This is a genomic window from Blautia sp. MSK20_18 (genome assembly GCF_020553125.1).
Classification (GTDB): Bacteria; Bacillota; Clostridia; order Lachnospirales; family Lachnospiraceae; genus Blautia_A; species Blautia_A fusiformis.
Window position 1 is genome coordinate 50,120 of the sequence record NZ_JAJCGR010000006.1, and the last position, 23,457, is coordinate 73,576.

Annotated in this window: 23 protein-coding genes and 1 pseudogene; all 24 read left to right on the forward strand. The window is 45.8% G+C overall.

The window, feature by feature from the left end; all coding sequences use genetic code 11:
- The first annotated feature begins 52 nt into the window (after positions 1-52).
- The 24 genes and pseudogenes from LI091_RS05430 (at position 53) to atpG (ending at position 23,456) form a co-directional block, all read left to right on the forward strand.
- Positions 53-1,045: an ABC transporter permease gene (locus LI091_RS05430; RefSeq protein ID WP_022427159.1), complete on the forward strand. Its 993-nt coding sequence runs from the start codon at positions 53-55 to the stop codon at positions 1,043-1,045.
- Positions 1,039-1,956, forward strand: a complete 918-nt coding sequence (locus tag LI091_RS05435; protein ID WP_173732684.1) for an ABC transporter permease — start codon at positions 1,039-1,041, stop codon at positions 1,954-1,956. The genes LI091_RS05430 and LI091_RS05435 overlap by 7 nt, the downstream gene beginning before the upstream one ends.
- Positions 1,957-2,047: 91 nt before the next feature.
- A complete protein-coding gene (locus tag LI091_RS05440) occupies positions 2,048-3,634 on the forward strand; it encodes an ABC transporter substrate-binding protein (protein WP_265190921.1) in 1,587 nt (528 codons plus the stop codon).
- Positions 3,635-3,659: 25 nt separating this feature from the next.
- On the forward strand, positions 3,660-5,609 hold the full coding sequence (locus tag LI091_RS18445) for an ABC transporter ATP-binding protein (protein WP_320442567.1): 1,950 nt from the start codon (positions 3,660-3,662) through the stop codon (positions 5,607-5,609).
- Positions 5,610-5,741: 132 nt separating this feature from the next.
- Positions 5,742-6,686, forward strand: coding sequence for a nickel ABC transporter permease (nikB, locus tag LI091_RS05455; protein WP_021977177.1), 945 nt, complete (start codon positions 5,742-5,744; stop codon positions 6,684-6,686).
- Positions 6,683-7,552, forward strand: a complete 870-nt coding sequence (gene nikC, locus LI091_RS05460; protein ID WP_173722334.1) for a nickel transporter permease — start codon at positions 6,683-6,685, stop codon at positions 7,550-7,552. The genes nikB and nikC overlap by 4 nt, the downstream gene beginning before the upstream one ends.
- Before the next feature lie 46 nt (positions 7,553-7,598).
- Positions 7,599-9,155: an ABC transporter substrate-binding protein gene (locus LI091_RS05465; protein ID WP_173722333.1), complete on the forward strand. Its 1,557-nt coding sequence runs from the start codon at positions 7,599-7,601 to the stop codon at positions 9,153-9,155.
- A 1-nt stretch (position 9,156) separates the two neighbouring features.
- Entirely contained in the window at positions 9,157-9,960 is an 804-nt protein-coding gene (locus LI091_RS05470; protein WP_173722332.1) for an ABC transporter ATP-binding protein, read from the forward strand.
- A complete protein-coding gene (locus LI091_RS05475) occupies positions 9,960-10,724 on the forward strand; it encodes an ABC transporter ATP-binding protein (RefSeq protein ID WP_173722331.1) in 765 nt (254 codons plus the stop codon). Before LI091_RS05470 ends, LI091_RS05475 begins: the two co-directional genes overlap by 1 nt.
- Before the next feature lie 161 nt (positions 10,725-10,885).
- Entirely contained in the window at positions 10,886-11,380 is a 495-nt protein-coding gene (locus LI091_RS05480) for a GNAT family N-acetyltransferase (protein ID WP_173722330.1), read from the forward strand.
- 14 nt (positions 11,381-11,394) lie between these two features.
- The gene (locus LI091_RS05485) at positions 11,395-12,735 is read left to right on the forward strand and encodes an MBL fold metallo-hydrolase (RefSeq protein WP_227588445.1); all 1,341 of its coding nucleotides are present in this window, start codon (positions 11,395-11,397) and stop codon (positions 12,733-12,735) included.
- A gap of 189 nt (positions 12,736-12,924) precedes the next feature.
- A pseudogene (locus LI091_RS05490) lies at positions 12,925-14,112 on the forward strand (endonuclease Q family protein); the annotation flags it as partial.
- A 189-nt stretch (positions 14,113-14,301) separates the two neighbouring features.
- Positions 14,302-14,769, forward strand: a complete 468-nt coding sequence (locus tag LI091_RS05495; RefSeq protein ID WP_161209144.1) for a metallophosphoesterase family protein — start codon at positions 14,302-14,304, stop codon at positions 14,767-14,769.
- Positions 14,770-15,041: 272 nt separating this feature from the next.
- Positions 15,042-15,404: a CidA/LrgA family protein gene (locus LI091_RS05500; protein ID WP_015525571.1), complete on the forward strand. Its 363-nt coding sequence runs from the start codon at positions 15,042-15,044 to the stop codon at positions 15,402-15,404.
- A complete protein-coding gene (locus LI091_RS05505) occupies positions 15,401-16,093 on the forward strand; it encodes an LrgB family protein (protein ID WP_161209142.1) in 693 nt (230 codons plus the stop codon). The genes LI091_RS05500 and LI091_RS05505 overlap by 4 nt, the downstream gene beginning before the upstream one ends.
- 256 nt (positions 16,094-16,349) lie before the next feature.
- Entirely contained in the window at positions 16,350-16,604 is a 255-nt protein-coding gene (locus LI091_RS05510) for a hypothetical protein (protein ID WP_059086214.1), read from the forward strand.
- A 19-nt stretch (positions 16,605-16,623) separates the two neighbouring features.
- On the forward strand, positions 16,624-17,610 hold the full coding sequence (locus LI091_RS05515; protein WP_161209140.1) for a helix-turn-helix transcriptional regulator: 987 nt from the start codon (positions 16,624-16,626) through the stop codon (positions 17,608-17,610).
- Positions 17,611-17,886: 276 nt separating this feature from the next.
- On the forward strand, positions 17,887-18,867 hold the full coding sequence (locus LI091_RS05520) for a biotin--[acetyl-CoA-carboxylase] ligase (protein WP_015525577.1): 981 nt from the start codon (positions 17,887-17,889) through the stop codon (positions 18,865-18,867).
- A gap of 191 nt (positions 18,868-19,058) precedes the next feature.
- Positions 19,059-19,724, forward strand: a complete 666-nt coding sequence (locus tag LI091_RS05525) for a F0F1 ATP synthase subunit A (RefSeq protein ID WP_084449196.1) — start codon at positions 19,059-19,061, stop codon at positions 19,722-19,724.
- Positions 19,725-19,787: 63 nt separating this feature from the next.
- Positions 19,788-20,006: an ATP synthase F0 subunit C gene (atpE, locus tag LI091_RS05530; RefSeq protein ID WP_021652814.1), complete on the forward strand. Its 219-nt coding sequence runs from the start codon at positions 19,788-19,790 to the stop codon at positions 20,004-20,006.
- A 50-nt stretch (positions 20,007-20,056) separates the two neighbouring features.
- Positions 20,057-20,557 carry a F0F1 ATP synthase subunit B gene (gene atpF / locus LI091_RS05535; RefSeq protein ID WP_022427145.1) on the forward strand — a complete coding sequence of 167 codons (501 nt, stop codon included), beginning with the start codon at positions 20,057-20,059 and terminating at the stop codon, positions 20,555-20,557.
- Entirely contained in the window at positions 20,538-21,041 is a 504-nt protein-coding gene (atpH, locus tag LI091_RS05540) for an ATP synthase F1 subunit delta (RefSeq protein ID WP_265190922.1), read from the forward strand. The genes atpF and atpH overlap by 20 nt, the downstream gene beginning before the upstream one ends.
- A 7-nt stretch (positions 21,042-21,048) precedes the next feature.
- A complete protein-coding gene (atpA, locus tag LI091_RS05545; RefSeq protein WP_021652816.1) occupies positions 21,049-22,557 on the forward strand; it encodes a F0F1 ATP synthase subunit alpha in 1,509 nt (502 codons plus the stop codon).
- 8 nt (positions 22,558-22,565) lie between these two features.
- Positions 22,566-23,456: an ATP synthase F1 subunit gamma gene (atpG, locus tag LI091_RS05550; RefSeq protein WP_022427144.1), complete on the forward strand. Its 891-nt coding sequence runs from the start codon at positions 22,566-22,568 to the stop codon at positions 23,454-23,456.
- Position 23,457: the final 1 nt, after the last annotated feature.

Consider the following 23,457-nt stretch of genomic DNA (forward strand, 5'->3'; position numbering starts at 1 on the left):
GCGGAATGCGAATGTCTGTCTGAACTGTAAAGGGCAGTGGGAAAGGAAAATTATGAACAAAGAAAATAAACTGGTCATCCGGATCCTGAAACGGATCCTTCTGCTTGCAGTGGTTATGTTTCTGCTGTCTGTGGTGGTGTTCTGGCTGGCGAGACTGGCACCGGGAGATCCCCTGCAGTCCTTTTACGGAGATTCCCTGGAAATGATGACCAGCGAGGAAGTGGCTGCGGCCAGAACGAGACTGGGACTGGATCAGGGAATCGGGGTACAGTATGTAAGGTGGTTTACCAATGTAGTCCATGGTGATTTCGGATTGTCGCTGAAATACAGGCAGCCGGTTATGAATGTGATCAAACCACTGATCGGAAATACTCTGGTGCTGGGAGGAATTGCTTATATTGTGATCTTTATACTGGCAGTTCTGATCGCCATATTCTGTACGCTCCATGAGGATCAGTGGATCGACCGGCTGATCTGTAAGATCGGAACAGCAGCCTATTATGTGCCGGCTTTCTGGCTTGGTGTGGTACTGATCCTGATCTTCAGTGTAAATCTTGGATGGTTCCCAAGCAGCGGTGCCTATGATGTGGGAATGGCAGATAGTATCGGCAATCGTATGAAGCATATGATCCTTCCGCTGGTAGTAATGATCTTCAGCCATCTTTGGTATTACGCATATATGATACGTAACAAATTCCTGGATGAGGTGCGGAAGGATTATGTACTTCTTGCCAGATCCAAGGGACTTTCCAAAAGAAAGATCCTGTGGAAGCATTGTCTTCGAAATGTAATGCCGACGATCGTGAGTATCATGGCAGTTTCGGTACCCCATGTAACTGGTGGGACTGTAACTGTGGAAGCTGTTTTCAATTATGCGGGAATTGGAAATCTTGCAGTGGAATCTGCAAAATATCATGATTATAACCTGCTGATGATCGATGTGCTGATCACGGGATTCATCGTATTTTTAAGCAGCTTTGTTGCACAGACTGTCAATGAAGAGATCGATCCAAGAATGAAGGATTCGGAGGTGAGGGTATGGTAGCTGACCGGAAGCTTTCAGAAGCTGAGCTTTTTCAGGTAGTTGGCGCCGGGTGGAAGCAGCATGAATCTGAAAAACGAAAAAAAACATTTCAGGAAAAGCTGAAGGGGAAACCGGTATTTTCCATGTTCCTGCTTTTTCTGATCGTTTTGGGCTGTGTATTTGCAAATGTTGTTGCAAGTCATGATCCCTCAGGTTTTTATCTCCAGAATCTGAATACACCGCCGGGAACGGAATTTATCTTTGGAACGGATTCGCTTGGAAGAGATATTTATTCACTGATCTGGTATGGCGGACGGGTTTCTCTGGTGATCGGACTTCTGGGTGCTGCGATCATTACTGTGATCGGTGTTACCTACGGATGCATCAGCGGAACAGCAGGTCCAAAGGTGGATTCAGTTCTGATGCGGTTTACGGAAATGTGCGGAAGTATTCCGACCCTTCTGCTGATCCTGATCCTGTCAGCAGTCCTTCAGGCCGATGATGTGATCAGCATATCTGTGATCATCGGTATTACCGGGTGGTTTGCACTGGCACGTATTGTAAGAAGTGAAGTGCGGCAGATAAGGAACAGTGATTATGTGATGTATGCAAGACTCTGCGGAGGAAGTTTTGGATATGTGATGTATCACCATCTGATCCCGAATTTTGTTTCGGCGATCATGTTTGTGGTGATCTCTTCGATAAGCAGCTGTATTACCATGGAATCTACATTAAGCTTTCTTGGCCTCGGGCTTCCGGCAGATGTAGTCTCCTGGGGAAGTATGCTCTCACTGGCAAATAAAGCACTGATCATGAATACCTGGTGGGTGATCGTGATCCCGGGAGTTTTTCTGGTCATTACTTTAATGTGCATTACCAGTATGGGAAGCTTTGTGAGAAGTGAGGTAAATAACCATTACAGCAATCTCTGATGCAGTCAAAAATATTTGAATACAAACCGTGATGAAGCATTCCGAAGTGTAGATAACCGGTTTGAAAATAAGGAAAGATGAGGAAAACAGAATGAAAAAGAGAACAGGAATCAACTATGGCAGAAAATATGCGGCGATAACACTGGCAGTAGTGACCGCAGCATGTACAGGAGCAGCTGCAGGCAGTGCGGTAACCGTAGCTGCGGCAGAAGAAAACAAAACTCTGGTATATGCAGGTGAGTCAGAAAGTACGATCAATCCCCTTCTGAATAACCATGATGAACTTCCGGATCTTATTTTTTCAGGACTGATGAAATATGATGCCAATGGAAAGCCGGTAGAGGATCTTGCAGAGAGTTATACCTTTGACAAGGATACCAATACCTATACTTTTAAACTTCGAGATGGTGTTAAGTGGCATGATGGAGAAGATTTCAATGCAGAGGATGTTGTATACACCTATAAGGAGCTTACAGAGGATGAAACCCTGGGAGCCAGCATCACCAGCAACTATCAGGACATTACAAGTATTGAGGCACCGGATGATCAGACTGTGATCTTTACACTGGATCAGTATGATGCTGCCATGCTGGATTACTTTACCATGGGAATCCTTCCAGAGCATCTTCTGGAAGGGGAGGACATAAATACTACATCCTTTAACCAGAATCCGGTGGGAACAGGCCGTTATAAATTTGAAGACTGGGATGCTACCGGCGGAATGATCACACTGAAACGAAATGAAGATTATTACGGAAAGGTTCCGAATATTGAAACCGTTGTATACCGTACAGTGTCGGATGAGACTACAAAGGCAACCATGCTCCAGTCTGGTGAGGCGGATCTTGCATGGCTGAATTCCAACTATGCTTCTCAGTTCAAGGATAAGGACGGATATAATTACTGGGAGTTTACCACAGCAGATTACCGTGGAGCTGCCATGGATATGAGTACAGATTTCTGGAAGGAAAACGGAGATTCCATCGGCGTTCTGAATTATGCGCTGGATAAGGAGTCCATTATTGCAGGTGTTCTTGCAGGACAGGGAGAGGCGGCATACAGCCCGATCCAGAGAAACCCTCTCGGAACAGATAAGGAAGCCAATATCTACTCCTATGATCTGGACACCTTTGCAAAGAAGATGGAAGAGCTGGGATGGAAAAAAGGTGATGATGGGATCTATGAGAGAAACGGACAGAAATTCCACTTTACCATCCAGGTACGTGATTACGAAGAAGAGCGTGTGGATATTGCCAATGTCATGTCTGATATGCTGAAGCAGGCTGGTGTGGAAATGGAAGTAAAGCTTGTTACCAAATTTGATTGGGATGCAGGATACAATGGATTTCTTGCCGGCTATGCAACACAGTTTGACCCGGATATGGCATATGTAAACTTTGTAACCGACGCAAGTGGAAACAACATGCATTATTCCAATGCAGATGTGGATAAATATCTTGAGGAAGGCCGTCACGGTGAGACTGAGGAATCCAGAAAAGAAGCATATAGTGAATTCGAAAAGGCATATGCCAAGGCACCTGGAATCCTTCTGGTTGCTTATCTTCAGGGAGATTATGTAGGCGTTTCCGGACTTGACGGACTGGATACCACACGTGTTCTGGGACATCATTCCGTAGGTGTTATGTGGAATATTGAAGACTGGACCATTACAAAATAAGGAAAAGATCATGCAGGAAACCGTTTTGGAATTAAAAAACTATTCGGTAAGCTTTGACACACCGGACGGCGAGGTACAGGCCGTCCGGAATGTTGATCTCACGGTAAAAAAAGGAGAGATACTTTGTATCGTAGGTGAGTCCGGATGTGGAAAAACCGTTATGTGCCGTAGCGTGATGAAGCTTCTGCCACCGAATGCACATGTAAAAAGCGGAGAGATCAGTCTCTGCGGAGAGAATATCACAGCCTATAAAAGAAAAAAAATGGAAAAGCTGTGCGGAAGTAAGGTAAGCATGGTGTTCCAGGATCCTATGCTGACGCTGAATCCGACGATCCCTGTTGGCAAACAGATCACAGAGGCTATTATCAAAAATCAGAAAGTATCCGGGGATGAGGCGAAAAAAAGAGCTGTGGAAATGCTGAAGCTGGTAGGGATTCCGGATGCAGAACAGCGCTATGGACTGCAGCCTCATTTTTTTTCCGGAGGAATGCGTCAGCGTTGTGTGCTGGCTATTGCACTGGCCTGTGATCCGGAAATATTATTTGCCGATGAGGCGACTACGGCACTGGATGCAACCGTGGAAGCAAAGATTCTGGATCTGCTTCTTGAGCTGAGAGAAAAAACAGGGATCAGTATTGTGTTCATATCTCATGATCTGGGAGCTGTTGCAAGGATCGCAGACAGAGTTGCAGTTATGTATGCAGGAAAGATCATTGAGATCGGGACAGCGGAAGATGTTTATTATGATCCCCGGCATCCTTATACCTGGGGACTTCTGTCTTCTCTGCCTGTATTTGCAGGTGAAAAAGGGAATCTGAATCCGATCCCCGGAATGCCGCCCTCTCTTTTGGATCCTCCGCCGGGAGATGCGTTTGCCGTTCGGAATTCTCAGGCGCTGGCAATCGATTATGAACAGACTCCTCCGATGTTTAAAGTCAGTGATACGCATTATGCCGCCACATGGCTTCTGGATGAAAGAGCTCCGAAAATAGAAAAGCCCTCCATTTTGAAGGACAGATTACAGGAAAATAGCGGCCGTAAACAGAAATCGGATAAAAAGGAAGCGTCATTTTTACAGAAAACAGAACAGAAACAGGCGCCTGTACTGATCGAAGCCAGAAATCTGAAGCAGCATTTCCGTATCCGTTCCGATTATACGATCCATGCAGTGGATGATGTTTCCTTCAGTATCCGGGAAGGTGAGATCATGGCACTGGTGGGAGAGACCGGCTGCGGAAAATCCACGACAGCCAGAACGCTTGCAGGAATCTACCGGCCTACAGGCGGGGAGATCTTTTATCAGGGAGCAAGAGTGCCGGATAAAAAGGATCCTTTCAGAATGCGGAAGAAAATGCAGACTAAGATCCAGATGATCTTTCAGGATTCGGGCGCTGCACTGAATCCCCGAATGAGCATACGGCAGATCATGCTGGAGCCTGTAAAGATCAGCCGCAGGATCCGTGACAGAGAAATGTTGGAGAACAGGCTTCGGGAAATCCTGAAGGAGACAGGACTGGATGAAAGCATTCTGTCGAAAAAGCCGGGAGAGCTTTCCGGCGGACAGAGACAGAGAGTTGCCATAGGAAGAAGCCTTCTCATGGAACCACGTCTTATCATTGCAGATGAACCCATCGCATCGTTGGACATTTCTATCCAGGCACAGATCGTCATGCTTTTTAAAAAGCTTCAGCAGGAAAAAAGATTTTCTTTTCTTTTTATTGCTCATGATCTGTCCATGGTACGTTTTTTAAGTGATACAACCGGTGTGATGAAAAACGGAAAGCTGGTAGAAATGGCACCTACAAAAGAGCTTTTTGAAAATCCGCAGCATCCTTATACACAGTCCCTGCTTTCTGCGATTCATATCCCGGATCCGCTGGAAGAGAGAAAACGGAGGCTGATCGAGTATGAAGAGCCACAGTCTCTTGGAGAGGGCTGGAAAGAATTATCCGCATGTCACTGTGTGAGAATATAAGAACATAATGGAATATATATGCATGACAAAATGGAATATGTAAAATCCCCCCGCCGGGGTTGTGGCAGAACAGCCGTGTTGTTAAACTTTTGTTATTCGAAATACTGAGAAACAAAGTGCGGAGAGGAAAATATGGGAAAATATATAATAAAACGGTTGCTGCAACTGATCCCGGTCCTGATCGGGATCACATTTCTTTCTTTTGCCATGATGCGGCTAGCCGGCGGAGATGCAGTAACTTATATGTATGAAAATGCAGGCTCTGCAGTATCTCAGGAGGTCATTGATAATGCGAAGGCAGAATATGGCCTTGATAAACCATTCCTTGTACAATATGCTGCCTGGTTTGCGGGAATGGTAACCGGAGATATGGGAGAGAGCTATGTGTCTCACAGAGATGTCTATGAAACCTTTATTTCAAAGCTTCCGGCAACGATGATGCTGACTCTGTCATCAATCCTTCTTACAATTGTTCTTGCGATCCCGTTGGGAATCCTGTCAGCAGTAAAGCACAACAAATGGGTAGATTATCTGATAAGATTTTTAAGCTTTATCGGCAATTCCATGCCGAATTTTTTTGCTGCCATGGTCCTGATGTATTTTCTGTCCATCAGGCTGGGCGTTTTACCGGTAGTCACAAATACAGATCTCGGACAGAGTATTATTCTGCCAACACTGACACTAGCAATCTCCATGGCTGCAAAATATACCAGACAGGTGCGTGCCACGGTTCTTGAAGAACTGAATAAGGATTATGTGACCGGAGCCCGGGCAAGAGGGATCCGCAGTCGTGTGATCATCTGGAAGAGTGTAATGAAGGCTTCCATGCTGACGATCATCACACTGCTGGCTCTGTCCATCGGCAATCTTCTGGGAGGAACTGCCATTGTGGAAAATATCTTTATGTGGGATGGTGTCGGAAAACTGGCGGTAGATGCGATCACCATGCGTGACTATCCGATCATCCAGGCTTATGTGGCCTGGATGGCGGTTATTTATGTTCTGGTAAATCTGGTGACAGATATTATTTACCACTATCTGGATCCGAGAGTACGACTTGGAGGTGACAGAGCATGAGTGGAAAAAATAATATCACAGTCCGGAAGCAGAAGATCCGGAAAAATCATACAAAAGCAAAGCTTGTCTTTTTTCTTGTGCTTACAGCATTGCTTCTGTTTGTAGCGGCATTTGCAAAATATCTCTGCCCTTATGATCCTTATGCCCAGGATCTGGCACTTGCCCAGAAACCGCCGGGACCGGAGCATCTGCTCGGGACAGACCGTTATGGAAGAGATATGCTTTCCCGTGTGATCATAGGAAGTACGACCAGTATTTATGCAACGCTGTTCTTGGTTGCGGTGATCACTGTGGCGGGAACGGCTATTGGTATTTTCTGTGGTTGGAAGGGCGGCAAAGCCGATACCGTTCTGATGCGTATCTCCGATCTGTTCCTGGCTTTTCCGGGACTGGTATTTGCCCTGGCAGTAGCAGGTGTTCTGGGAGGCGGTATCCAGAATGCGATCATTGCCCTGGCAGTGATCAGCTGGCCGAAGTTTGCGAGACTTGCCAGAGGGCTTACTCTGACTCAGAAGGACTCTGCATATCTTATGGCTGCGAAGCTTTCCGGAAGCAGTACAGGAAAGCTTCTGTTCAAACATATCCTTCCCAATATCGCAGGCCCCATCCTTGTTACCTCAGTTCTTGATATCGGAACCATGATGATGGAGCTGGCAGGACTTTCCTTTCTCGGGCTTGGGGTAAAGCCTCCAATGGCAGAATGGGGAAGTATGATCAACGATGGAAGAAGTATGCTGCAGATTTCACCATGGATGGTACTTGCGCCGGGAATGGCGATTTTTATTACAGTAATGATCTTTAATCTTCTGGGAGATACGATCCGGGATTATATGGATCCGAAGGAACGAAACAGGAGAAAAGGATAACAGGCACTTATAAATAAACATAATAGAGAAAGTGAGAGCGGAGATTATGAAGAAAAAGATTCTGGCAGCAGTGCTTGCAGCGGCAATGGTCATGAGCATGACAGGAGTTTCGGCAGCAGCAAAAAGCAAAGAAAAGAGTGAAGGAACTACCTTTGTTTACGGAACTACCGGATATAGTGAAGAAATGGGAGATGCAGGATTAAACCCTCACGACAATTATTCCGGATGGAGCTGTCTTCGTTATGGCGTAGGAGAAACACTGTTTAAGTACAATGACAACATGGAGGTAGAGCCATGGCTTGCTACAGACTATGAATTTACAGATGATAATACAGTAAAGATCACCCTTCGTGATGGTGTGAAATTTTCCAGCGGAAGAACCATGGACGGAGAAGCGGTAAAGGAATGCCTGGAGGATCTGATCGCAAACCATGACCGTGCACCTTACGATATGAAGATCGATAAGATCGAAGCAGATGGAATGACAGTAACGATCCATACTTCCGAACCATGTCCGGCACTGATCAATTATCTCGGTGATCCATATGGTGCTATCATTGATATGGATTATGGCGTACAGGGAGAGGGCGGCTCTGCAAATGTGGCAGGAACAGGCCCTTATGTTGCAACAGAGGTATCTCCAACAGAGATTAAGCTGGTAAAAAATGAGGATTACTGGGGCGGAGATGTAAAGGTAGACAACGTTATCGTAAAATCCTTCTCAGACGGAAGTGCTCTGACAGCGGCATTGCAGACAGGCGATATACAGGGAACCTATGGACTTCAGTATGATAACTATGCACTTTTTGACGGAAATCCGGACTATCAGATCAGCTCTGTAGCAACAAGCCGTTGTTTCTTCGGACAATTTAATATGGAATCCGAGCTGATGCAGGATCAGAATGTGAGAAAAGCCATTGAGATGGGAATCGATAAGGACGGCTTCTGCAGTGTGATCATGGAGGGACGAGGTGTTCCGGCAGTGGGAGCCTTCCCAAGCAGCTTTTCCTATGGAAACGATGCAGTAAAGGCACCGTCCTATGATCCGGAAGAGGCGAAAAAGCTTCTGGAAGAATCCGGATGGACAGATACGGATGGAGATGGCTATGCAGATAAGGACGGAAAGAAGCTGTCCATCACATGGCTGACCTATCCAACCCGTCTGGAACAGCCTAAGCTTGCAGAATATGCACAGTCCACTTTAAAGGACATCGGAATTGAGGTCAATGTTAACAATACAGCAGATCATGCGACGTATGCGAAGAACGGAGAATTTGATGTATATGTAAGCTCACTTACAACTGCACCTACCGGTGATCCGGAATATTTCTTCACAAGTACAGTTGTATCTGACGCTGCCAAAAATTATGGCAAATACAGCAATTCGGATGTTGATGATATCGTAGCGAAGCTGCATGAGACCTTTGATACAGATGAGAGAGGTAAGCTTGCTGTGGAAGCACAGCAGACCATTCTGGATGATGATGCGTATTTCTTTGTTTCTCATCTGAATATGGGACTTGTGTCAAAGTCAAATGTATCAGGGCTGACTGCTCATCCATGTGATTATTATGAGATCACGGCGGATCTGGAAGTGAAATAAGATGGAATCATTGTTGAAGCTTGAGCATGTGACGATCTGCTACAACGGAGAGCCGGTTGTACATGATGTGGATCTGGAACTAAATAAAAGGGAGATCCTGGGGGTGGTAGGCGAATCCGGAAGCGGAAAAAGTACCATCATCAAGGCAATCATGGGACTTCTGGGAAATGAAGGCACGGTGACAGAAGGAGATATCTGGTACAAAGGAAAAAATGTGGTGGATATGCCGGAAAAAGAATTACGCAGACTTCTGGGCCCTGAGATCGCCATGGTCTTTCAGGATTCAGGAGCCGCCCTTTGTCCCATCCGCACCGTGGGCGATCAGATTTATGAGAGTATGCGGGAGCATGAAAGGATCAGTCGTAAAGAGTGTGCGGAGCGTGCCGTCCGGATGATGGCTAAGATTGGCCTCAAGGATGGGGAACGTGTTTTGCAAAGCTATCCCTTTGAATTGTCCGGCGGCATGAATCAGCGTGTGGGAATCTGTATTTCCATGCTGCAGAATCCGTCGCTTCTTCTGGCAGATGAGCCTACCAGTGCCCTGGATGTAACCATACAGAAACAGGTAGTTGAGGAAATGCTGCTGATGCGTGAGGAATACGGAACAGCCATGATCGTTGTCACACACAACATTGGTGTGGTGGAAAAAATGGCAGATAAGGTTCTGGTACTGAAAAACGGAAAGGTGAGGGAATACGGAAAAACAGCTCAGATTCTGACAGCTCCGGAGGATCCTTATACAAAAGAGCTTATGAGTTCGGTACCTCGTCTGAAACGTACAGGCACCGGAAATGGAGGCAGATGATGACAGAAAACAAAAACATTCTGGAAGTACATCATTTGAAAAAAAGCTTCACCACCGGTAAAAAATCCTTCACGGCTGTAGAAGACGTAAGCTTTTCTCTGAAAACGGGGGAGGTATTAGGGATTGTAGGTGAATCCGGCTCAGGAAAAAGCACTGTGGCGAAGATGATCACACATCTGACAGAACTCACCGCCGGAGAGATTTTTCTCATGGAAAAGGATATTACACATGCAAGGGGAAAAAATCTCCGGGAAATCTACCGGGAAATGCAGATGGTTTTCCAGACACCGGCAGAATCCTTTGACCCCAGATGCACTCTTGGGGACGGCATCGGGGAAAGTCTCCGGAATATGGGGATAAGTAAGAAGGAAACTAGGAACCGTGTGGAAAAGCTTCTGCTTACCTGCGGACTGACTCCGGAATATGCAGATCGGTATCCCCATCAGGTCAGCGGAGGGGAGTGCCAGAGAGCGGCTATTGCCAGAGCCCTGGCTGTGGAACCCAGAGTGCTGATCTGTGATGAAGCAACCAGCGCCCTGGATGTGACTGTGCAGAAACAGATCATGGAGCTGCTTCAGAAGTTAAAAAAAGAAAACCAGCTATCCTTTCTTTTTATCTGCCATGACCTGGCCCTTGTCCAGCTGTTCTGCGACCGGGTGATCGTGATGCATGACGGACATGTGGAAGAGGAAGGGACACCGGAAGAGATCATTGAGCATCCGAAGACAGAGTATACGGAGCAGCTGATCCGGTCGGTGCTGTGATAATGACAGATAAAAACAAAAGAACGAACCCCTCAGTAGTGCGAATACTGAGGGCTTTTTTGTATGTTACACGTTGACGCATTTTCCCTCACCCGATATAATTAAAAAAGAACCAAAACCGAATGAAAACGGAATAAATAATATAGAGGAGACCACAAAAAATGGCAGAAAATTTACAGATCAGACTGGCAGATCCAAAGGAGGCAGACCGTCTGGCAGAAATCGAGGCAATCTGTTTCCCACCTGCGGAAGCAGCAAGCCATGAGGACGTTGTGAACCGTATGGGAGCATTCCCGGAGAACTTTGTAGTAGCGGTAAAGAACGATCAGATCGTAGGATTTATCAACGGAGGAACCACAGATAAACCGGTACTTCCGGACGAATTTTATCATGATATCACTCTTCATAAAAAAGACGGAGAGATCCAGACCGTATTCGGACTGAACGTGATCCCAGAATACCGTCATCAGGGAATCGCCGGAGAACTTGTGGAATACTTCAAGAACCTTGCGAAAGAGCGTGGAAAAAAAGCCCTGATCCTTACCTGTAAGGAGCATATGATTCCATTCTATGAGAGCCACGGACTGAAGAAACTGGGCGTTGCAGACTCCTGCCACGGCGGAGCAACCTGGTATGATATGCAGATCTGGTTCTGAGAGAGGAAAAACAAATGAGAATACGAATGTACAATGTAGGATTCGGGGACTGTTTCTGCATTCGTGACAGAAAAAGCAGCCTGCTTGTGGATTTCGGAGCAGCCAACAGCAAGATCGAAGGACGGCCGCGCAGAGAAGTTTTTGACGTGATCATCTCAGACCTTACCACCATCCGCAAAAAAAATCTTCTTCTGACACATTTTCATCCGGACCATGTTTCCGGATTGCTTTATATGATGCGTTACCGAAGAGATGCCTACGAATTTGAAAAGATCTATCTTCCGGATGTATTTTCCGGTCCGGAAATGAAATACACACTGGCGCTTCTGCTCCTTGCGGATGTGACAAAAAAGGCCAGCCTTCCCGGAAGACGTGTCAGCCTTTTTGCCCTTGCAGAAGCTCTTTGCGCCAGAAGGGTAAAGATCGACCTTTTATCCAGAGGCTCAGAGTTTGAGGGAAAATATACAGTGCTCTGGCCGGATCTCAGGGAAGTCAGCCGGGAAACGGAGGACGTATTTAATTCCCTGATCGAGAATCATGAAAACGCAATGACCGAGCTTGTGAACATTGCGGAGGAGGTACGTCAGCTGTTCCTGTCCATGACAGAGGAGATGCCGGAATCAGAGCAGAAATCTGCTCCACTGTCTGAGGCATCTTTGGTGGAAGAGGATACAGAGGAAACCGGGAACTCTTTGAAAGGACAGACAGAGTCTGGTGGGGAAAACGAAGGATATACGCAGGAGAAGCTGGAGCTTATAATGGAAGATACAGGCGCAGCAGCTGAGGTTACAGCAGAGGATCCGGAAGAAGCCGAAAAAGAGAGAGCACGTCGCCTTAAACCGGAAAAGCTGGAAAAGAAATTCCGTGAATTACAGGCAACCGAAGAATTTCAGGCACTTCTGGAAAGTGCGGAAAAACAGGGGCATTTTCTGCGTCAGTTCCGCCACAAGATCAGTCTGGCATTTCAGAATACCGGCGACGGAGAGCTGAATCTTCTGTTTACCGGAGATGTACAGCCACAGTACATGAGGATGATCGCAGAAAACTATGATGGGAGGATTCCGCTTCATGAGCATTACTGGTGTATCAAGGTACCACATCATGGTACGGAATCCCATTTCTTTGATTTCAGCAGCTTCTCCCCGGAGAATATGATGATCCCCAACGGAGCCTACTACGACAACAGCAAGAAGAAATCCAAGAATCAGCGCACTTCCATGCAGTACGGCGGTTTATTTTATATTAATGACGCGCATATGTATTGTTCCAACTGTGACTGCTGTGACAGCTATGAGAACGGATGCTCCTGCAGGGAGTATGATGTGATATCACCATCGTATTATAAAGATATCTGATCATGTTACAGATGGATTTCTGGTGAGTTATATACGATCCGGTCATTCAGGCAGACAAAGAAGACGGTAATTTCTTTGTCTGCGTTTTTGTTAAAAAGACAGGATGTACATGTGGACAGAGGAAAAGATGATACAGGAGGAAAAGTTTTGAAACAGATCGCAGACCTGCACATACATTCCAGATATTCCATGGCAACCAGCAAAGATGGCACGCCGGAGATGCTGGATCTCTGGGCGCGGAAAAAAGGGATCACACTCCTTGGAACCGGAGATATGACACATCCCATCTGGCGGCAGGAGTTGAAGGCGAAGCTGATCCCTGCGGAACAGGGACTGTTCCGGCTGAAAGATGAATATGTTTTGCCGGAGGCGTCACGCTATCCTGGAAAAGCACCCAGGTTCGTACTGTCCGGTGAGATCAGTTCCATCTATAAAAAAGGCGGAAAAACCAGGAAGGTGCACAGCCTGATCCTGCTTCCGGGATTCAATGAGGCAGATGCTTTTGCCGCAAGGCTGGAAAAGATCGGAAATATCCATTCAGACGGACGTCCTATTTTGGGGCTGCCCTGCCATGACCTTCTGGAAATGATGCTGGAGGTCAGTGAGGAGGGTATCTATATCCCCGCGCATATCTGGACCCCACATTTTTCTCTGTTCGGGGCGAAGTCCGGATTTGATACCATAGAAGAATGCTTTGAAGAACTGACACCTTACATCCATGCCCTGGAGACAGGACTTTCTTCAGATCCGGCGATGAACTGGCAGATTTCGGCGCTGGATGGCTATCAGCTGGTGTCCCATTCGGATGCACATTCACCGTCGAAGCTGGGAAGGGAAGCGGACCTTCTGGATATAGAGCTTTCCTATCAGGGATTGTGGGATGCAGTGCAGAACGGAAAAGGTCTTGAAGGGACGATTGAATTTTTTCCGGAAGAAGGAAAATATCATTTTGACGGGCACCGGAAGTGCGGCGTGTGCTTGAGCCCGAAAGAAGCAGAAATGTATAACGGTATCTGCCCGGTCTGCGGAAAGAAGCTGACCATGGGTGTGGATCACCGGATCCTGCAGTTATCTGATCGTGACGAGAGTTCAGCGGTCATGCCGGAAAGCGGCCGCCCTTATGAAAGCCTGATGCCGCTGCCGGAGGTGATCTCCGCCTGCATGGGATTTTCCACGGCAAGCAAAAAAGTTCAGGGACAGTACGAGGCGATGCTTGAAAGACTGGGTGCGGAATTTACCATATTGAGAGAGGTTCCGCCGGAAGATATCCGAAAAGCCGGCGGAGAAGTTCTGGCGGAAGGCATCCGGCGGCTCCGTGCAGGAGAAGTGGTGCGGAAACCGGGATCTGACGGAGAATATGGAAAAATAGAATTGTTTTAAGCGAAGCAGGTAAGTCCTCTGCGGGATTGCGAATATCGGCTTGATCCAATTAAGAAAATTTCTGAAATGGTGTGAAAAGAAGCAGCTGTTAAATATTTATGTATTGTGAAGAGTATTGCCGGTCATAGCGTGAGCTGCAAAAGGTAAAAGGCGATAATGATAAAGGATTGGAGCAGGATAGAGATCATGAAAGAAAAAATCGGCATTATATCAGACACTCACGGTCTTCTGCGGCCTGAGGTACTGGAAATCTTAAAAGACTGCAAATACATTCTTCATGCCGGAGATGTCAATAAAGATGAGATCCTGGATGTACTGCGTTCCATGGGAAATCTCTATGTGGTCCGTGGAAATAATGATAAAGACTGGGCGGAAAATCTCCGCACCAGTCTAAGCTTTACCATTGGCGGCGTGAAATTTTTTATGGTCCATAACAAAAAAGACGTTGCGTGGGAGCTGGGGGACACACAGGTGGTCATCTTCGGGCATACTCACAAATATTTTGAGAAGATGATCGATGGCAGACTGTGGCTGAATCCGGGAAGCTGTGGAAGAAGCCGCTTTGGCGGAGAGGTTACCATGGCGGTGATGACTGTGGAGGATGGCAAATATCAGATGGAAAAAATAATTTTGGCGGAAAATTCCAGGAAATGATCATAACCCTGTTTATAGATCCTTTTATGCAGATCTGTTTCTGTAGATTACTGGAATACGCTGATGCATAAAAGGATTTTTTGTATTTTATTGGATACAATCCTTGTAATTTTGGATTTGTAGCGTATAATAAAAAAACGTTTAAAACAAAAGTGGTCTTACCACTTTTGAAAAATTCGTTTGAGCGCAGACTGTGAACGCAGCTGCGTTCATGAGTATGCAGTAAAGCAAAATGTGAATATGCGCTTTACATGAATCAGGAGGGATGCAACATGAAGCATGTGCAGCAGTTCAGCATCATCCTGTTGATTTCCGTCATTGGAGAATTACTGAAAACCTTTCTTCCACTTCCGGTACCGGCCAGTGTCTATGGATTGATCATTATGCTGGTGGCTTTGCTCACAGGTATTCTGAAGCTGGATCAGGTCAAAGGTGCGGCAGATTTTCTGGTTGAGATCATGCCGGTGATGTTTGTGCCGGCTGGTGCGGGACTGATCACAGCCTGGAGTACTCTGAAACCGATCTGTGTACCGGTTCTCATCATGACGTTTATCAGCACGGTGATCGTAATGGTCGTAACAGGAAAAGTAACACAGGGAGTGATACGTATGGGAAAGAGAGGAACTGAAAAATGATGGAATTCATAAAAAACTCCGCATTTTTCGGAGCAATGATAAGTCTGATCGCCTATGAGATCGGTCTGATCCTGAAAAAGAAGTTTAAAATGGCGATCTTTAATCCGCTTTTGATCTCGATCATCTGTGTTATCGGTGTTCTTTTGATCTTCCATATTGATTATGATGATTATAATGAAGGTGGAAAATATATCAGCTATCTGCTGACCCCGGCAACAGTCTGTCTGGCAGTGCCCCTTTATGAGCAGATCCATCTGCTGAAAAAAAATCTCAAGGCAGTGGCTGCCGGGATCTTTTCCGGAACGCTGGCCGGGCTTTGCAGCATTCTGCTTATGGCGAAATTGTTTGGCTTTGATCATCAGGAATATGTCACCATGCTTCCGAAGTCTATCACAACTGCTATCGGAATGGGTGTTTCCGAGGAGCTTGGCGGTATCGTGACCATCACCGTTGCCGTGATCATCATCACAGGAGTTCTGGGAAATATGATTGCAGAGGTTGTCTACAAGATCGCAAAGATCGAGGAGCCGATCGCAAGAGGTCTTGGACTTGGAACATCTGCCCATGCTATCGGAACAGCCAAAGCCATGGAGCTTGGACCGGTAGAAGGAGCTATGAGTAGCCTTGCCATTGCCGTAGCCGGATTGCTTACGGTTGTAGGTGCGTCTGTGTTTGCGGGAATGATGTAAGAGGAGATATCATTGGGGATTTCAAATGCCCTTTCAAAGTGTTACATTTTACAAGTCTGTCGTTTACGGCAGGCTTTTTTTGTGGATCTTAAAGACGAACATATTTTTGTATAAAATAAACAAATGTTCGGAAAAACCATATTTATACCGTTTTATTGGACTAAAAATGAGATATAATGCAAACATACAGAAAATATGTTTGGAAAATATGTTCGATAAATCGTGAGACGAACATAGGACAGGGAGGATGGATCTTATGTGGAATACAGAGAGCAGCAGGAAGGCAGTATTGGCAGAAGGAAGATATGTGGAAGCTGAGAACGGACATTGCGGCAGACAGAAGCTTTCCTCAGGAATGGCAATGGTACTGGGCGCACTTCTTACAATGGAGATCATGCTTGGCGGGGCGATGCTGTTTAATTTTGATTTCCGCGGAGCAGATATCGTTGCTGTTGTATTGTCATTCATGGTATTATATTTTGCAGTGGTAGCATCACTGACAGACAAGTAATAGAACGGAGGTAGGGAGGATGCCAAGGGTCTTTAACCAGAAGATTAAAATTTTATATCTGATGCGCATTTTTCTGGAGCAGACGGACGAAGAGCATCCGATGTCCGTGAAGGAGCTGATCGCCTATCTGAATAGTCTGGGGATCAGTGCAGAGCGTAAAACTGTCTATGATGATATTGAAACCCTGCGGAATTTTGGAATGGATATCCTGAACCGGCGGGAGCACCCGGCCGGTTTTTATCTTGCCAGTCGGGAATTTGAGCTTCCGGAGCTGAGACTTTTGGTGGATGCAGTACAGTCCTCCAGATGTATCACCAATGGGAAATCCCGACAGCTGATCAGGAAGCTGGAGAGCCTTGCCAGTGTTTATGAGTCCAGACAGCTGCGGCGACAGGGATTTGCAGAGAACCGTATCCGGACTATAAACGAGAATGTGTATTACAGTATTGATATGATCCAGCGTGCATTAACTGAGGACAGGCAGATTTCTTTTCAATATTGTGAATGGACTGTGGAGAAGAAGCTTCGTCCGGAGAATGAGGGAGAACGATATTCGGTCAGTCCCTGGGGACTTGTATGGCAGAATGAGGAGTATTATCTGATCACTTACGACGAGAAGTGTGGAAGGGTTAAGCAGTATCAGGTAGATAAGCTCCAGCAGATCCGTATAGAGAAGGAGGTGCGACGCGGCAGAGAATTTTTTGAGAATTATGATATAGGGGAGCTGACATCCAGGACCTTCGGGATGTTTGGCGGCAGAGAAGTAACCATATGTCTGGAAGCACATAACCGCTTGGTCGGGGTGGTGCTGGATCGGTTTGGCAGAGATATTATGATACACAGGAAGGATCCTGAATATTTCAAAACACTGGTTCGTGTAAATATCAGTGACCAGTTCTTTGGCTGGATAGCCAGTCTTGGCCCGGATGCGGTGATCGCGTCACCGGATGAGGTTCGCGATAAGTACCGGGAATTTCTTGAGAAAAGTCTTTCTAATTACAAATGATAAATATATGATAAAGAAAATCTGTATATAATAAAGATTCAGGAAAATTCACTCCTGAGTCTGCAGGTTTTCAACAGAAATAATATATAAAAAAATAAATGAAAACAGACAAAAATGAGAAAAATCATATAATAGCTGCATCTGAAATATAAAAATAATATAGATAGCATATGTAAAAAAGATAATAGACATCGCGATGCTTAAGTGCTATAATGCTTTCGACTCTTAGGAGGGAATAAATTTTGCCATTTCAGGCAGATTACGGACGGTGAAGATATGACTGTAAAAGCAAGAATGCTGAAGCTTCTGGAGCAGCACGAGAATGAACTGATATCCGGAGAGGCGGCAGCAGCAGAACTAAACTGCACACGGGCAGCCATCTGGAAAGCTGTGAAATCCCTTCGTGAAGAGGGATATACCATAGAAGCTGGACCAAACAAAGGCTATGTGCTTCGAGGAGGCAGCCGTTTATCGGAAGAAGGAATACGGCTTTACCTCGATCATCCGGATGTCCCTGTAAAAATATACAGAGAACTGGATTCTACAAACCGGGCAGCCAAGGAGGCTGCATTTTCAGGAGAAGCAGGTCATGGTGCACTGATACTGGCGCGCAGACAGAAAAGCGGAAGAGGCCGAAGAGGCCGAAGTTTTTATTCTCCTGAAAATGCAGGACTTTATATGAGTATCGTTCTAAGACCTGACCGAACTCTGAAGGAAGGACTCCTGATCACTACAGCGGCGGCAACTGCAGTGTGCCGTGCAGTGAAGAAAATCTGCGGGATCGACCTTGGGATCAAATGGGTCAATGATCTGTATTTTCATAATAAGAAAGTGTGTGGGATACTGACAGAGGCTGTTACAGACTTTGAAAGCGGGAACATTGAGTTTGCAGTTGTAGGAATTGGTTTGAATCTGTATATGCCGGAAGATGGGTTTCCTGAAGATATACAGGAAACGGCTGGAGCATTATTTGAAAACAGGAATGACGCAGAGCATATAAACTGCAGTATTCTTGTGGCGGAGATCGTCAATCAGCTTCTCATGGAAGTGGAGACTCCGGGACTTTCCAGAGAATATACAGAAAATAATATCATTCCTGGAAACATGATCGTGATCACAGACGGACAGTGTACAAGGGAAGCTTATGCAGAATCCATAGCACCAGATGGAAGGCTTCTTGTGAGAGAACAGGATGGTTCAGAAACCCTGCTTTCTTATGGAGAAGTATCTGTACGCAGGAAGTCGGATCAAGGTTAATTGAAATGAATTGTATATTTTGTATAAAAAACAGATTCTTTTTTGTGCAAAACAGGCAAAAATAATATTGACATTCTGGAAATGCGGAGTAAAATAAAGTCAACTACAAGGCGTGGTCATACCAATTATAAAAAGATACGATCAGCGCCAAGAGAAAAGGAGGGAGAAAAACGGGAGATTTATCAAGTACACTGGCAGAAGAACTAAACAGTAAGACAGCCTTTACCATTCCGGCGTTTGGTGGAATACCAATTGCAGAATGCGTGGTAGTCACATGGGTCATCATGGCGGTTCTTGTGATTCTGTCTCTGATCTTAGTTCGGAATCTCAGTGTGGAAAATCCGGGTAAGAAGCAGCTGCTTCTGGAGACCGGGGTAAGTTTTCTTCAGGATTTCTTCATGGGTATCCTTGGAGAAGAAGGCAAACAGTATGTGCCTTATTTGATGTCAACCGTAATTTACATCGGAATAGCCAATATCGCAGGCGTATTTGGTTTTACACCACCAACGAAGGACATGAATGTTACCATTGCGCTGGCGCTGATGAGCATTATTCTGATCGAGTATGCAGGCTTTCATAAAAGGGGACTGAAGGGTTTCCTGAAAAGCTTTGCGGAGCCGGTTCCGATCATGCTTCCGATCAACATTCTGGAAATAGCGATCAGACCTACATCTCTCTGCATGCGGTTGTTCGGTAATGTTCTGGGAAGCTTCGTAGTTATGAAGCTGCTGGAGTTTGTTTGTCCGGCCATTCTTCCCATACCATTCAGCCTGTATTTTGATTTCTTCGACGGATTCATACAGGCGTATGTATTTGTATTCTTAACATCCTTGTTCATTAAGGAAGCAATTGAGTAGTGAAGCGGAAGATCCGCTTGATCTAAAAATGAAAAAAATTGTATTTTACAGGAGGAAAAAACTATGTTAATCGCAATTGGTGCAGCTATCGCAGTTCTTACAGGTATTGGAGCAGGTATTGGTATCGGTCTTGCAACATCTAAAGCAGTAGAAGCTATCGCAAGACAGCCGGAGGCAGAGAGCAAGATCAGTAAAGCACTTCTTCTTGGATGTGCTCTTGCAGAGGCAACAGCTATTTACGGTTTCGTAATCGGTCTTCTGATCATCATCATGCTTGGCTAATAGGTAAAGACGAGATACTAATTCAGGATTAAGAGAGGCAGGTGGACCAGGTGATTAAAATTGATATCAACCTTGTCTTTACTATTATAAACCTGATCGTTCTTTATCTTTTAATGAAGAAGTTCCTTTTCGGCCCGATCATTGGTGTTATGGAGAAGAGAAAAGCTATGATCGATGAGCAGTTTGCTTCAGCAGAGAAGACAACTACTGAAGCAAACCAGCTGAAAGGACAGTATGAGGATGCACTGAAATCTGCGAAGGAGGAATCCTTCAGTATTGTAGAGCAGGCTAAGGACGAGGCAAAAGTACAGGCAGACAGCATCGTGAAGAGAGCTAATGATCAGGCTGGTCAGATTCTTGAGAAAGCAAGAAGAGATATCAGCACTGAGCAGGAAGCTGCTATGAAAGCGATGGAAGGCAAAGTGGCTGAGCTGGCAATGGATGCAGCATCCAGAATCATGGGAAAAAAGAACGACGAAGCACAGGATATGTCCCTATATGACCAGTTTTTAGAAGGAGCAGGTGATCCTCATGACAGAGACGTCCATTAATTATGCAAAAGCATTATACGGTCTTTCTGTCCCGGGGGAGGCAATCTGCGAAACAGGAAGGATTTTTAAGAATACACCTGAGATAGGTAAGATGCTTGAAAATCCACTTGTTTCCCTCAAAGAAAAAGAACAGGTAATAGAGCGGGTTTTTCCGCAGGAAATGAAGAGTTTTCTTAAAGTAACGTGTAAGTATCAGAAGGTTGACAGAATCGGAGAGATCCTTGAAGCTTATGATGCTTACAGCCGGGAACAGAAAGGAATTCTCAAGGCAGAGCTTCTTTATGTAACACGTCCTGCCGAAGAGCAGGAAAATAAGATGAAGGAGTTTCTCCGTAGCCAGTTTTCTGCCAGAGAAGTGGAACTTACCCTTACAGAGGATAAAAGCCTTGTAGGTGGATTTGTTCTCAGGGCAGGAGATCGTGAGTACGACTGGAGCCTCATCGGACGTTATAAGAAACTGAAACAGAAATTAACCCGGAGGTGAAATTGAATTGGGTGCAATAAATCCAGATGAAATCATTTCGATTCTCAAGGAAGAAATAAAGAACTATGACGAAATCAGCAAGGACCAGGAAGTAGGCACTGTCATCTCCGTGGGAGATGGTATCGCAACTGTTTATGGCATCGATCATGCCATGTACGGTGAGGTCGTGACCTTCGAGAATGGTCTGAAAGGTATGGTACAGGATGTCCGTGCCAACAGCATGGGATGTATTCTTTTCGGAAAGGATACAGGAATCAAGGAAGGCACCAAGGTTGCCAGAACTGGCAAGCAGGCAGGTATTCCGGTAGGGGATAAATTTATCGGAAGAATCGTGAACGCACTTGGTGAGCCTATTGATGGAAAGGGAGAGATCCAGGCAGAGGAATATCGCCCGATCGAGAACCCGGCTCCTGGAATCATCGACCGTAAGTCTGTAACTGTACCTCTGGAAACAGGAATCCTTTCCATTGATTCCATGTTCCCGATCGGCCGTGGACAGCGAGAGCTGATCATCGGCGACAGACAGACAGGTAAAACATCCATCGCAACCGATACGATCATCAACCAGAAAGGTAAGGATGTGATCTGTATCTATGTTGCCATCGGACAGAAAGCTTCTACCGTTGCAAAGGTAGTTTCCAATCTTGAAAAATACGGTGCAATGGAGTATACAACCGTATTCTCCGCAACAGCCAGCGACTGTGCACCGCTTCAGTATATTGCTCCTTATGCTGGTACTGCTCTTGCAGAGTATTTCATGTATCAGGGTAAAGACGTACTGATCGTATATGATGATCTTTCCAAGCATGCAGTGGCATATCGTGCATTGTCACTTCTGCTTGAGCGTTCTCCGGGACGTGAGGCATATCCTGGTGACGTATTCTATCTTCATTCCAGACTTCTGGAGCGTTCCAGCCGTCTGAGTGAAGAGGCAGGCGGCGGATCCATTACGGCACTTCCGATCATCGAGACACAGGCCGGTGATGTATCTGCATACATTCCTACAAACGTAATTTCCATCACAGATGGTCAGATCTTCCTGGAAAGTGATCTGTTCTTCTCAGGTATGCGTCCGGCAGTCAATGTTGGTCTTTCCGTATCCCGTGTTGGTGGTGCTGCACAGACCAAGGCTATGAAGAAAGCTTCCGGTAGTGTACGTATCGACCTGGCACAGTACAGAGAGATGGAAGTGTTCACCCAGTTCAGTTCAGATCTGGATGAGGCTACAACTGCACAGCTGAAATACGGAAGCTGTCTGATGGAGCTTCTGAAACAGCCGCTCTGCAGCCCGTTAAGTCTTCATCAGCAGGTAATTACTCTCTGCGTTGCGACTCACAAGCTGATGGTAGATGTAGAAAAGAAAGAGATCAAGAAATATCAGAAGGATCTTCTGGAGTACTTTGATAATGTATATCCTGAGATCGGCAAAGAGATCGAGACTACAAAGCAGCTCTCTGATGAGCTTGTAGAGAAAATCGTAAAGGCGGCAGAAGAATTCAGAGATAAGAGCAGGTAGGTGTTGATATGGCAAATGCAAAAGAAATACAGACTCGTATGAAAAGCATTCAGGACACCATGAAGATCACCAATGCGATGTACATGATTTCTTCTTCCAAGATGCAGAAGGCCAAGAAGATCCTGCAGGACACGGAACCATATTTCTATAATATGCAGGCTGCCATTGCCAGGATCCTCCGTCATATGCCGGACATCCAGCATCCTTTCTTCAGTGAGCGTCATCTTGTTCCGAAGGATGAAAGAAAGGTAGGTACCATTGTCATTACAGGTGATAAAGGTATGGCTGGTGCATACAATCATAATGTACAGAAAATGACAGAAGATTTCATGGAAGAGGTACCGGGACATCACAAGCTGTATGTCCTTGGTATGGTAGGGCGTCAGTATTTCGGCAAGAGAGATGTGGATATGGACGGCGGTTTTCATTATACCGTGCAGAAGCCGACTATGCACAGAGCACGCCTTATCACGGAAGAGATCGTACGGGCATTTCTTGAAAGAGAGCTGGATGAAATTCACATTGTCTATACACAGATGCTGAATGCGATGGCAATGGAAAATGTGAATATGCAGCTTTTACCGCTGAAAAAGGCTGATTTTAAGGTGGGTCAGATCCCGGCAGATATTTATCAGGAGGAGATCGTGTTATCTCCGTCTGCAGATGTGCTTCTGGATACTATGATCCCCAACTACCTTACAGGTGTGATCTATGGATGTCTTGTAGAGGCATATGCCAGTGAGAACAGTGCGAGAATGACAGCAATGCAGTCCTCTACAGATAGTGCGAAGGCGATGCTGAAGGATCTTTCCATTCAGTATAATCGTGCACGTCAGGCTGCGATCACCCAGGAGATCACTGAGGTTATCAGCGGTGCTAAAGCACAAAAAAGGAAGTGAT